Below are 12,287 nucleotides of genomic sequence, written 5' to 3'. Positions count from 1 at the left end.
GGCGCTCTCCGGGACCGCGGTGCCGGCGCCGGCACGGAGCAGGAACCACCTGCTCCGTGCCGTCCCGCTCGGATTCCGCTCCAAGCAGGCTCCACCTCCGCTGCAGCCGCACCACGCACGCTGACGCAAGCCACCCCCCGCCGTGTCTGCGCCCCAGCGCACCAGCCCCGTCCAAGGAGATGTGTCGTGACCACTGCAGTGACCCGCCGGGCCGCCACCGACCAGGAGCCCGCCGCCTCCGCACGGCGCACCGTCGAGGACCTGCTCCAGCGCGTCGAGGACCGGCTGAGCTCCTTCCTCGCCGCCGAACGCGCCCGCTACGCCCAGGTGCACGCACACGCCGTCGTCGCCATCGACGCGCTGTCCGACCTCGCCACCGCCGGCGGCAAACTCGTCCGCCCGGCCTTCTGCCTCACCGGCTACCTCGCCGCAGGCGGCGACCCCGACGACCCCGCCGTCATCGACGCGGCCGCGGCCCTGGAACTGCTGCACATCTCCGCCCTCGTCCACGACGACGTCCTGGACGACTCCCGCACCCGGCGCGGCAAGCCCGCCGTCCACCTCCTGCACTCCACGCTGCACCGCACACGCGGCTGGCAGGGCGAGTCCCGCCGGTTCGGCGAGGGCGTCGCCCTCCTCGTCGGCGACCTCGCACTGGTCTACTCCGACGAGCTGATGTCCACCGCCCCCTCCGGCGCCTTCACCGAATGGCACCGCCTGCGCTCCGAGGTGATGATCGGCCAGTACATGGACGTCGCCGCGGCCGCCGAGTTCAGCGTCGACCCCGACCTCTCCCGGCTGATCGCCCTGATCAAGTCCGGCCGCTACACCATCCACCGCCCCCTGGTCGTCGGCGCGAGCGCGGCGGGCCGCGCCGACCTCGCCCCCGCCCTCGCGGAGTACGGCGAGGCGGTCGGCGAGGCCTTCCAGCTCCGCGACGACCTGCTGGACGCGTTCGGCGACTCCGCCCAGACCGGCAAGACGGCCGGCCTCGACTTCAGCCAGCACAAGATGACCCTCCTGCTGGGCTGGGCCATGCAGCGCGACGCCCACATCCGCGACCTCATCACCGAGCCGGGACACACCCCCGACGAGATACGCCGCCGCCTGCTGGACACCGGCGTCCCCGAGGACGTCGAACGCCACATCGCCTCCCTCGTCGAGCAGGGCCGCGCGGCCATCGCCGACGCCCCCTCGACCCGGTGTGGCGCGGCGAACTGGCGAACATGGCCCTGCGCGTGGCCTACCGCGACAAGTGACCCGCCCCCGTACGACAGTTGGAGGAAGAATGTCGGAAACCACGCAGCTGGCGGACCTCTTCGCCGGTGTCGAGGAATCGGCGGGACTCATCGACGTGGCCTGCTCACGCGAGAAGGTCTGGCCCGTCCTCGAGGCGTTCGAGGACGTCATCCCGCAGGCCATCATCGCCTTCCGGGTGGCGACCAACGCCCGCCACGAAGGGGAGTTCGACTGCCGCTTCACCATCCCGCGGCACGTCGACCCCTACCTGCGCGCCCGCGACCACGGCTTCATCACCAGCACCGGCCGCCCCGCGGAGACCCTGCTCTCCGACATCCAGCAACACTGCCCCATCGACAGCTACGGCATCGACTTCGGAATCGTCGGCGGCTTCCGCAAGATCTGGGTGTACTTCCCCGGCGGCCACAGCCAGAGCCTCGCCGAACTGCGCGACCTGCCCTCCATGCCCCCGAGCCTCGCCGAGAACTTCGCCTTCTTCGCCGACCGCGGCCTGGCCGACAAGATAGACGTCGTCGCGATCGACTACCGCAACAACACCGTCAACCTGTACTTCACCGGATTCCCCGACCACCTGCGCCGGCCCTCCGAGGTCCTGGCGATGCACCGCGCCACCGGCATGCCCGACCCCAGCGAGCAGATGCTCAGGTTCTGCGAGAAGTCCTTCGGCTTCTACGCCACCCTGAGCTGGAACTCCCCGGACATCGAACGCATCGCCTTCAGCGTGAAAACCCGCGACCCGCTGGCGCTGCCCGCCCGGCTCGGCCCCAAGATCGAGCACTTCCTCAACAGCGTCGCCTACGGCGGCGACGACCCCAAGATGGTGTACGCGGCCATGACCTCGTCGGGCGAGGAGTACTACAAACTCCAGCAGTACTACCGCTTCCAGGCGCGCAGCCGGCTGGACCTGATGCCGTCGATCGACCATGCCGCCGACGCCGCGTAGCGCGAGCGGCCCCGCCGAGTTCCGCTTCCACCGCATGGAGCGTCTCCTGCGCGGCCACCCGCTGCGCACCGTCTCGGTGGACGGTGCGAGCGCCGAGTTCGTCACGGACGCGGCCCTGGTGCGCCGCATCCTCGTCAAGGACGGCAAGCACTACACCAAGGGCGAGCTCTTCCAGAAGGCCAGGATCCTCAGCAGGGCGGGGCTGCTCGCCCAGGACGACGCCCTGCACCGGCACTACCGGCGACTGGCCCACCCCTACCTGCGCACCACCGCGGTCGCCGGCCACGCCCCGGTCATGGAGGAGATCGCCCGGGACACGGCGGCCCTGTGGCGTCCCGGACAACCCGTCGACGTCCAGGCCGAGATGTGCCGGGCGGCCAGCGGCATCGCGCTGAACACCCTCTTCGGCGCGCTGCCGCGCGAGACCTCGAACGTCCTCGGCGCACACCTCGCGGCCCTGTCCTGGGAAATGATCAGAAAGCCGCTGTACGGCAAGGCGGCCCGCTCACCGCGGCCCTCCCAGCGGCTGGCCGGGGCGTTCACCGGCTTCCGCACGCTGCTCGCCTCGTGCGTCGCCGGCCGGCTCGGCTCCCCGGCCGCGAGCGGCGACCACCTCTCGGCGCTGCTGGCGGACACCGGGCCCGACGGCACCGCCGCCCTGAGCGCCGATCAGATCTGCGACGAGGCCGTCATGATGCTGACCGCGGCCACCGTCACCACCGCCTCGGTGATGTCCTGGGCCCTGTACCTGCTCGCCGAGGACCCCCTGGTCGAGGAGAAGGTCCTCAAGGACCTGGCACAGACCACGGCCGCGCACCCGGGCACGGCCACGGGCGCGGGCGTCCGCCCCGGCCACGGGCAGGGCCCGCCCGGCTACGCCCTGCGCTTCCTGATGGAGGTACTGCGGCTCTACCCGCCCGTATGGATCACCTGCCGCAAGACCCTCTCCGACGTCACGCTCGGCGAGCACGCCCTCCCCGCGGGCACACACGTGATGTTCAGCTCCTACCTGCTGCACAGAGACCCCGACCGCTATCCGCACCCCCACCGCCTCGACCCGGACCGCTGGCTCTCCCTCAGGCCGACCGCGCTGGACGCGTCCTACATCCCCTTCGGCGCCGGCGCCCGCGGATGCGTCGGAGAGGCGTTCGCCTGGAAGGAACTCGAGATCCTGCTCGGCGCGGTGGCCCGCGAATGGCAGCTGACCCTCCCGCCCGGCACCCGGGTCCGCGCCGCGGCGCACACCACACTGCACCCGCAACGCCTGCACATGCTCCCCCAGCCGCGCTAGCCCGCCCCTCCCTCGACCACACCCACGCTCCACGCCCTCTCCGACCGCGCGCCCCGACAAGCCGAGGAGTGCCGCCATGGCGACCTTGACGACACACGCACGGACAGCCGAGATCACCTCCCGGGCCGGGGCCGAGGCCCGCTCCATGGCAGGCACCGGCCCCGGCCACGCCCACCGCCCGCAGCACGCCCCCCTGGCGGCCGCCGCGCTGCGCGCGCACAGCAGACTGTCGGCCGGACTGCGCCACGGCGTCCCGCTCACCGCCCTCGGCCCGACCGGCGCAACGGTGCACGCACTCGCCGCCTTCCTCGCGGTGTACGCCGCCCACGACCCTGACGACGCGACGACCGACCGGGACCGCCACTGACGACCGACGACCGGCCGGCGGCCCGGGGAGACGAGAACGGCGTCACGGACACCGCCCCTGCGGCCGCACCGGACCCGGGGACGGCCGCGCATCCGAGACGGTGACCCGTCCTCGCCGCCATCCGCATCACCCCACCCCACGGCCGGCGCCGACATGAGGGTGAACAGCTGCGCCGCAGACGGCCCGACCCGCCGCCGAGCCCGCACCGCTGCCGGCAGCCGAGCCTCGGCAACTGCGTGCGCACAGGCGGTATTTCTGCGGTCGGGACCCCCCTTTCGGTGCGCGGCAACCGGGTTCGGTCCGGGGCCGGGCATCGTGCGAGTGACCTCGACGTGCCGGTGGGGTGGCACACCGAAGGCGCTCCGCAGTGCCGCGAACTCGGACACCCGGGGCAGCGGACGCCCTCGAAGGTGACCTGCGGCCGCTCCAGGACACCCAGACTCGCGCGGTACGAGACCACGCGCTCACTCACGCCGGCAGCCCGGGCGGCCTCCAATTTGCTTCGTCGAGCGGTCGCTTCAGGGAAGCACATAGGCCCCACGTAGGCCGTAGCCGGAGAGTTGAGGATCCGTGCCGGCGCCACTTCTTGAGGCTCCGTCAAAGATGTTCCGGTGATCGTTCCCGCCGGAAACGATCACACCGACCGGGCCACCCGGCTTGGCGCAGTGACCGCAAGGGTGGCCCGGCCCCCTGCTATTTCGATCGGGCCCATGCACCCGTGCGTCACGGGGTGTTCTCGACGATCCTCTTGTTCTCGGCATCGACCAGGTGCTTCCCGGCCACCAGGTCATGGATGCCTTCTTCGTCGACCTCCGTTTCGAGCACAGACTGCCCTTCCCCGCTCTGCACAATTACGTTCGCGCCCTCTGCGGGGCGTGATACCGACACGACTTTCCCCGTGTCATCGTGAACGATTGAAACCCGCACAGTTGCCATGGCACTTCGCGCCTTTCAGCCAGTCACGGATCCTCAGAGGGACTCGACCTGAGCGAGGATGTGGACATTGACAGAGTTGAACGGTGCATTGTTCTGTACGTACACCTTGTAGGCCTTTGTGCCATCGACATGCTCGTATGCCTCGCCCTGTGTGAGCGTTGCTTTCCCCAAGGGCGTGGGGAAGCCGCCGACTCCATAAACCACGATGCTGTAGTGCACTGAGTCCTGGGCCGTGTAGCCGTGGTTGAACCAACTGCCGGAGCTGTTAGGGCCGATGGTCAGCCAGCCCACATCAAGAACCGCCATCTCCATATCCCCTTCCGGTATGTCTGAGGGTCAGTTCCTATCGTCACTCCGGACGCAGCGGTACGCCACTTGGGTGTATCCCATTCACTAAAGGCTTCAACCTTTTTGGCTTTGTGCCGTAGAACCTCCTGATCCCGCAGCCCGGACGCGTTGCAACGTCTGCGGCTGTCCCGTTCATTCATTCCTGGCTGCGTAGGTGTGCGGCCGGCAGGACGACGGCCGTGACCGCATACCGAAGGCCCGATGCCGCGTAGACGGCTCGGCGCCCTGCACGCCCAGCAACATGGTCCTCGCATCCGGTGGCCCGCCGCCGAGACGGTGCCCCGTCCTCGCCGCCATCCGCATCACCCCACCGGCCGGCGCCGACGTGACGGGTGCCCGACTGCGCCGCAGACGGGGCCGGGATACCCGTATGACGGGGGCATCCCGCAGTGACGAGGCCGGGATGCCCGGGACCGGGCTCAGGGGGTCAGGTGGTGGTGCCGAGCCTGTGGATGGTGATGGGGACCTTGGTGCGGTTCCCGGTGGGGTCGATGCCGAAGCGTCCGGTGGCGGCCGGGACGGCGCCGTCGGTGAGGGCGTAGAGGTGGTTGAGGACGGCGTACCGGTTGGGGCGGGCGGTGGTGGGGGTGGTGGCGTTGCGGATGGCGGTGGTGGCGGTGAGGACGGCGTCGTGGGCGAGGACGGGCCAGTAGCCGCGGGTGGCGTGGGCGGCGGGGAACTTCTGCCCGTGGTGGTCGCCGCCGAACGCGTCGAGGAACTGCTCGTACAGGTTGTGGTCGCTGTTGCCGGGGCCGCGCAGCTGCGTGGCCCCGGGCAGGGAGGCGTACAGCACGGCGATGGGTGCCTCGCCGTCCTGGTTCAGGGCGGCGAGGGTCTTGGGATCCAGCGCCGCGGTGTCGGATCCGGAGACGACGGTGATGGGCCGGCGGTGACAGCTGCGCCGGCTGAGCGCCTGGAGGAAGCCGGGCAGGTACTTCTCCCGGGCCGCGAAGTACACGGTGTCGACGGGCCGCCCGGTGCTGCACAGGTTCTGGCCGATGGCGTCCAGGATCGACTCCGCTCCGCCGCGGGGGTCGAAGGAGAAGTCCGCCGTGGGGTCGAGGTGCTTCTTCAGCCCGCCGACGGTGCGGAAGTCCTCGTAGAGGGAGTCGGTGTAGAAGTCACGGGTGCCGTTGGGGGTCTTGGCGGTGCGCACCAGCGCGGCGGTGCGCGTGTCGCCGTCCAGTTCTTCGCCGAGCGCCCCCAGCTGGGCCGCGTTGGTCAGGGTGACGCGGACCAGCCCGTTGATGCGTTTCGGCGCGCTCTTCGGACTGTCGATGAGGCCGGTGGTGTCGAAGCCGTCGGCGGTGATGAGGTCGGCGACCATGGGGATGTCCTTCCCGCCGAGCGCGCGGGCGGCGTCGACGGACTCCTGCTGGCTCAGCCCCATCCCGGCGACGGCGACCAGGTTGTCGGCCTCGGCCATCCCGGTCAGCGTGTCGACGGCCCTCTTCCAGTGCAGTTCGCCGCTGCCCATGTTGGCCAGCACCAGACGGACCTTCAGCGGGCCGTCGTCGGCGTTGGCCCGTTCGACGGCCGTGTAGGCGCCCTCGACCTCCCCCACGAACTGGTCGAGCGTCAGATCCTTGGCCTTGCCCGCACTGCCCACCGAGGTCAGCGGCGCCAGGAACGCGATGGTGACGTAGTGGCCGTCGCGGGTCGCCCGGTGGTTCTCCGCGCCGATGGCCGTCAGCACCGGCTCCAGGGCGGAGCCGAACACATCGGAGCGGTCGAGGCCGTCGGTCACTCCCGTGCACTCCCCGCCGGCCTCGGTCACCAGCGCCGGGTTCATGGTCCCGCAGTGCTCCTTGCGGTACTTGTCCTGCCGCAGCTGCTCCTGCCTGCGCTGCTGCTCCTGCCGCACGCTCTCGTGGTGCTCGCCGACGGCGTACACGCCGGCGGCCGCCGCGAGTGCGAGGGCGGCGCAGACCGCCACCGCGGCACGGTGCCCCGCCAGACGGGCCCGCCACTCCTTCCACCGGCGGCCGTCGGCGGGCGGGATGTCGTCCGGGGACTTGCCCGGCGGCTTGCCGGGGGACGCCGCCGGAGGCGGCGAAGGCACCGGGGGAGGGGAAGGGTCCGGGGAGACGCGGCCGGGGGAGGAGACGCCGCTGCGGCTTCCGAACCACCAGGCGCCCCAGCCCCAGCCGGAGCAGGGGTTGGTGCCGGCGCCGGCGCCGGGACGGAAGCCTGGGTCGCGGACACCGCGGCCAGCTCCCGCCAGGCCTGCTGCCAGGGCCCGCGCCGCGCCTCGTCCAGACCGCACGCGGCCAGGAAATCGGCGACGAACTCCCACTCCGGCAGCCTGTCCCGCGACAGCACATTGGAGACGGTGGCCGGCGGCAGCCGCTTGCCCTGCCGCTGGCTGGCCTGCTCGAGCTGGGCGAGCGACACCCCGAGCCCGGTGCGCAGTCTCGTCAGTTCCTCACGGAACTGCTGCTGGCCGCCGATCCGCGGCGGCACTGTCTCGTGCTCCGCCTGCCGCCCGCCGGGCACCTGGTCCCACACCATCACACACCTCCCGCGGCGGCCGCGCCGGCGGCCGTGACGATGCCGGGCGCGCCGGCCGGGAACCGGCGCCGGCGGCGAGGGCTGTATCGATGCAGCATGAACGAATTCCTGTCTTCCTGGGCGCGGCGCCGCATACGCCGCACGGAGCACCCCGTGTCCGGTTACCGGCCGGTCCACGAGGCGTTCTGGATTCCCCGGTCCTGAAATGCGAAGACGTTCCGCGGCAAGGCTGTTGCGCGAGCGGAACTCAAGAGGGACGAGGATGCTCCTGCCGAGTCAGGATTCCGCTTTTCCGTTACCGGCTGACGGGTACTCCGATCTATTTCTGAATTCTTCGGTCCGTGTCGCATGCTGACCGGCTTCTTGCCGCAGCCACCGCCGCCACCGGCGCGCCCGGCCGCAGCGCAATCCCCCCGCCCCGACCCGCGCCCCTGTGACCTGCATGGACGGCGTTCCGAAACCCCGGCGCCCCTTCCGAAGGCTCCCGAAGACGCGAACGATCGTGCGGCGGAGGCGGTTCGGTGATGAGCTGGAAGACAGCGGCCCGGCCGCACCCCCGCAGGAACTGTCCTGTCTTCCTGGGCTCGGCAGCACGACCCACCGGGGGAACGAGGGGGTTCCTGTTACCGGCAGGAACCCCCTGGCACGTTCTCGCGCCCCGCCAGAACGGGACCTCGCCCAACGGAAACCCCGGTACCTGCCATGGGAATCCGGCAGCCTGCGTGTGTACAGAAACAGGATTCCGCGCGCCACGAAAGCCACCGAAAAACGCGCCACGAAACGCACCACAGAACGCACCGCGAGGCCACCGGGACGCCATGTCCCCAGCGGGATGCCTCAGCGGGACGTCAGCCACCACAACGCCAGGCTGACGACGCCGGAGCCGGCCGCGCCCGCCGCCCCGAGGGCGGCCTGCCGGCCCAGGCGGCGCCAGAACACCGCCCGCGCGGCGGCAGAGCGTCGGTCCTTGTCGAGCACGGTCATCGCGGTACCTCCCGGTCCATTGCCGGGCGGGTGCGCCCTGCGCTGCGATGGTGACCGATCCCCACCCCGTCCACCGGCACGGAAAGCCCTTGCGGGCGTTGCCGTTCACCATGGCAGCCCCTGGCGGTGTTGCCGTCCGAAGCGGCAACACCACAGGACGGGCAGGGCAGTTGCCACTCGGTGATACTGACCCGATGCACAACGGACAGGTGCCCAACCCGGCACAGACGGCGGTCACCGCGGCGGTCCGGCCACAGGTGCGTCTGGCACCGCTCAAGGACGGTCTGGCCCCCGAGAAACGCGCCCTGGCGGAGGACCTGCGGCAGGTCTTCCTCGCCCTGGGCATCAGCGTCCGCCGCTACGCCGCGCGCCGCTTCCTCAACGCGAGTTCCGTCACCCGCTACCTCAGCGGTGAACGTCTCCCGCCGTGGGACTTCGTCGCAGGAGTGATCGCGGACGTACAGGACGCACAGTGCCCGCTCACCCCCGAAGCCGAGGAAGCCCTCAGAGACCTGCACCGCCAGGCACTGAAGTCCCACCGGCCCAGCAGCAAGGCCCAGGCACTCCAGGACAGACTGGCCGAGGCCGACGACGAGACCCGGCGTATCACCACCCGCCAGCGGGCTCTGGAAGAGGCCCTGCGGGACCGGGAGAGCCGGCTGGAGCACGTGCGGGGCCGGGTCCGCAACCTCGAGAACGGCATCGAGGGGCAGCAGCTCACCCACCGCGCCGAACTCGAGGTCTGGCAGGGGGAGTACACCCGGCTGCAAGAGGAGTGCGGCGATCTGCAGGAGCAGGTCATCTACCTGCAGGAGTCCCTGGCGGTGGCCCGCGCCGAGCTGATCGCCGCCGAGGACCGGTGCCACCGCCTGGAGATCCAGCTCGAAACCGTTCAGGAACTCGGCTCGGACGGCCACCGGGACGGCGACACTCCGTCGATCATGGCCATGCTGGAAGAAGCCGACCGCAGATCATCGGTACCCGAACTGGTCCGCGCCGTCAGCGACCTGGAACTGCGTACCCGCCAGGCCATGGCGAGCGAACTGGTCAGAGCGGCCAGCCAGTCACGCACGATCGAAGAAGTGGTGGGACTCCTGGCGGCGCTGCGGCAGGCGGGCTTCGACGCCCACGCCCAGACCGCACTGCCGGCCATGGTGATGGTGCGCTCCATCGACGACACCAGCGCACTGGCCCGCGAACTGACCCGTGAAGGCCTCGAGGACTACGTACTGATCCTCGTCCAGGCCTCGGTGAAGTTCCATCAGCCCGAGAGCATGGCCGCGCTGGCCATCGCCCTGCACCGCTGCGGGCTTCCCCGCTACGCCGAAAGCCTGCTGCAGGCCGCGGCCGTGGTCCGCCCGCTGCCCGACCTGGTATCGGCCGCCCTGCAGCTCACCGACACCGAGCTCGGCGACGCAGTCGTGGCCGCCATGGCCGCCGCAGCCGCTCAGCGCCCCCTGACCGACCTGGTGACCCTGAGCATCACACTGCGTCAGGCATGCCTGGGCAGATACGCCGACGTCCTCCAGGCGGAGGCCGCCTCCACCCGCTCCGCAGCCGAGGTGGCCGAGTTCATCCGCTCCCTGACCGAACACGGCCTGGAAGCCGACGCCGAGACCGTCTTCACCCACACTCAGCAGCGCAGCGTCGGACATCTCGTTCCCCTCCTGCATGCCCTGCGGGACCAGCGCGCCTGGACGGTACTGGCCCAGGCCGCGGACAGCCGCCCCGCCGACGACATCGCCGTGCTGATCGACGAGCTCTACATGTCAGGACGCCACCAGCTGGCCACTGACCTCCTCATGCTGATCATGGACCGCAGGGACACGGCACAGATCCGGCAGCTGATCGCGGCGCTGGACGGCCCGGTTCCGGGCTCGGAGGCGATCATGGCCGCGGCCACCCGCATCCTCGCCCCCGACCGGGCCGCGGCACTCCTCACCTGCCTGGAGTTCTGCGGGCTGCCGGACCACGCCACCGTCGTCTTCCGGTGCATGGTCTACGACGATCTGGTCGGACACGCCGGCCTCTTCCTGCAGTCGCTCGGCAGATCCGGATCGCACTACGCCCGCCTGGACGTCCTGCGCCAACACGCCCACGGCATGGGGGTGGAGACCGCCGCCCACCTGATGCTCGCCCTGGAGTCCGCCACACTGAACGTGCACCTCGACACGCTCATCCAGGACCTGTGCCTGAACTGCCCGGTCCTCGACATCGTCCTGCTGGTCAGCAGGATCATGGCGGTCGGAGGCCCCGCACCGCGCAGCGAACGCGTCGTGCGACGCATCATCGACCAGGTCGTCCACCGACGTCCGGTGTCCGACCAGGCGGATCTGCTCTCCGCCCTGCACGCGGCCGGCCTGACGAAGCACGCCGAGCATCTGTCCGCCCAGGCCCACGAGACACACGGACGGCACTTCAGGGCCCAACTGCGCGGCGAGCACTGCGTGAACGACCCCCACAACGGCTCCCGGCTGCTAGGCCTCTCCGACCGGCCGGGCCGGCGGGCACGACGCGGCTAGGCCGTGTTGCTGACCGGCGCACTCCGCCGGCAGGTGCGGGCCGCTGCTCCGTGGCGGGATCCGCCGGGGGAGTACGGGCCGTGGCCGACGGTCCGTGGCCGCGTACCCGTGAAAGGGCCCGGGCGGGTACAGCCGACCGTGCTCGGCCTTCGCTCGACGGGCGGTCAGGCTCCGGCGCTGCGCCGGGCACGAAGCCGGTGAACACAAGGATCTGATTAGTCATTTTTTTGACTATGATGAGGGGGTGGACGAGGGAAGGGGCCGCATGCCGAGCGGTGCATACCTGCGCTACGTCGCCCTGGGCGACAGCCAGACCGAAGGGCTGGGCGACGGCGACGACACCGTCGGCCTGCGCGGCTTCGCCGACCGGTTCGCCGAGCACCTCGCAGCCCTCAACCCCGGCCTCCGGTACGCCAATCTGGCCGTACGCGGACGTACCGCCGGCCAGGTCCGCGCGGAACAGCTGGGGCCTGCCCTGGCCCTGCGCCCCGACCTGGCCACCGTCGTCGCCGGGGTCAACGACCTGCTCCGGCCGCGGTACAGCGCCGCAGAAGTGGCCGGGCACCTGGAAGAGATGTTCGCCGCGCTCACGGATGCCGGGACCCACGTGGTGACACTGACCTTCCCCGACATCGCGAAGATCGCGCCCCTCGCCCGGCCCGTCAGGTCCCGCGTGTTCGACCTCAACACCCGTATCCGCGCCGCGGCCGCCCGTCACGGGGTCACGGTCGCCGAAACCGGCCGGCAGGCCGTCACCACCGACCCCCGGCTGTGGACCGCGGACCGACTTCACGCAAGCGCCCTCGGCCACGAACGGATCGCCGCGGCCCTCGCCCAAGCCGTCGACCTGCCCGGAAGCGGCGACACCTGGACGCTCCCCCTCCCGCCCCGGAGGGTTCCCACGGGCCGGCAGGCCGCGGGAGCCGAACTGCGCTGGGCGGCCGCACACCTCGGCCCCTGGCTCGGCCGCCGTCTGCGCGGCAAGTCCTCCGGCGACGCCCGCACCGCGAAACGCCCCCAACTCCTGCCCGTGCATGCCACGCCCGGCTCCGCGGCGGACACCGGCCAACGGCAAGCCCCTTAGGGACAGCGTGGCCTGCGCCGGCGCAGGCCTGGCGCCCGACG

General features: G+C 71.1%; 8 protein-coding genes and 2 pseudogenes. 6 read left to right on the top strand and 4 right to left on the bottom strand.

Annotation, left to right across the window (positions count from 1 at the left end):
- Positions 1-186: 186 nt before the first annotated feature.
- The 4 genes and pseudogenes from OG736_RS00315 to OG736_RS00300 form a co-directional block, all read left to right on the top strand.
- Positions 187-1,011, top strand: a pseudogene (locus OG736_RS00315) (polyprenyl synthetase family protein); the annotation flags it as partial.
- A gap of 277 nt (positions 1,012-1,288) precedes the next feature.
- On the top strand, positions 1,289-2,203 hold the full coding sequence (locus OG736_RS00310) for an aromatic prenyltransferase (RefSeq protein WP_327180536.1): 915 nt from the start codon (positions 1,289-1,291) through the stop codon (positions 2,201-2,203).
- Between the two features lie 34 nt (positions 2,204-2,237).
- Positions 2,238-3,494 carry a cytochrome P450 gene (locus tag OG736_RS00305; RefSeq protein ID WP_327180535.1) on the top strand — a complete coding sequence of 419 codons (1,257 nt, stop codon included), beginning with the start codon at positions 2,238-2,240 and terminating at the stop codon, positions 3,492-3,494.
- Between the two features lie 76 nt (positions 3,495-3,570).
- Positions 3,571-3,861, top strand: coding sequence for a hypothetical protein (locus OG736_RS00300; RefSeq protein WP_327180534.1), 291 nt, complete (start codon positions 3,571-3,573; stop codon positions 3,859-3,861).
- A 969-nt stretch (positions 3,862-4,830) separates the two neighbouring features.
- On the opposite strand, the gene OG736_RS00295 is transcribed toward OG736_RS00300, so the two are convergent.
- From OG736_RS00295 to OG736_RS00280, 4 genes and pseudogenes are all read right to left on the bottom strand, one after another.
- Positions 4,831-5,103: a hypothetical protein gene (locus OG736_RS00295; RefSeq protein ID WP_327180533.1), complete on the bottom strand. Its 273-nt coding sequence runs from the start codon at positions 5,101-5,103 to the stop codon at positions 4,831-4,833.
- Between the two features lie 469 nt (positions 5,104-5,572).
- Positions 5,573-7,207, bottom strand: coding sequence for a type 1 periplasmic-binding domain-containing protein (locus tag OG736_RS00290; protein ID WP_327187878.1), 1,635 nt, complete (start codon positions 7,205-7,207; stop codon positions 5,573-5,575).
- Between the two features lie 239 nt (positions 7,208-7,446).
- Positions 7,447-7,656: pseudogene (locus OG736_RS00285) on the bottom strand (hypothetical protein); the annotation flags it as partial.
- 837 nt (positions 7,657-8,493) lie between these two features.
- Positions 8,494-8,640: a hypothetical protein gene (locus OG736_RS00280; protein ID WP_327180532.1), complete on the bottom strand. Its 147-nt coding sequence runs from the start codon at positions 8,638-8,640 to the stop codon at positions 8,494-8,496.
- Positions 8,641-8,834: 194 nt separating this feature from the next.
- Here OG736_RS00280 and OG736_RS00275 point away from each other — a divergent pair, with 194 nt between their 5' ends.
- Together OG736_RS00275 and OG736_RS00270 are read left to right on the top strand one after the other, a co-directional pair.
- The gene (locus OG736_RS00275) at positions 8,835-11,162 is read left to right on the top strand and encodes a coiled-coil domain-containing protein (RefSeq protein ID WP_327180531.1); all 2,328 of its coding nucleotides are present in this window, start codon (positions 8,835-8,837) and stop codon (positions 11,160-11,162) included.
- Between the two features lie 265 nt (positions 11,163-11,427).
- On the top strand, positions 11,428-12,246 hold the full coding sequence (locus OG736_RS00270; RefSeq protein ID WP_327180530.1) for an SGNH/GDSL hydrolase family protein: 819 nt from the start codon (positions 11,428-11,430) through the stop codon (positions 12,244-12,246).
- Positions 12,247-12,287 lie beyond the last annotated feature (41 nt).

The sequence above is a fragment of the Streptomyces sp. NBC_01334 genome (genome assembly GCF_035983595.1).
Classification (GTDB): domain Bacteria; phylum Actinomycetota; class Actinomycetes; order Streptomycetales; family Streptomycetaceae; genus Streptomyces; species Streptomyces coriariae.
The sequence above is the reverse complement of the archived record's forward strand: the minus strand, read 5'-3'. Positions and strand labels throughout refer to the sequence as shown.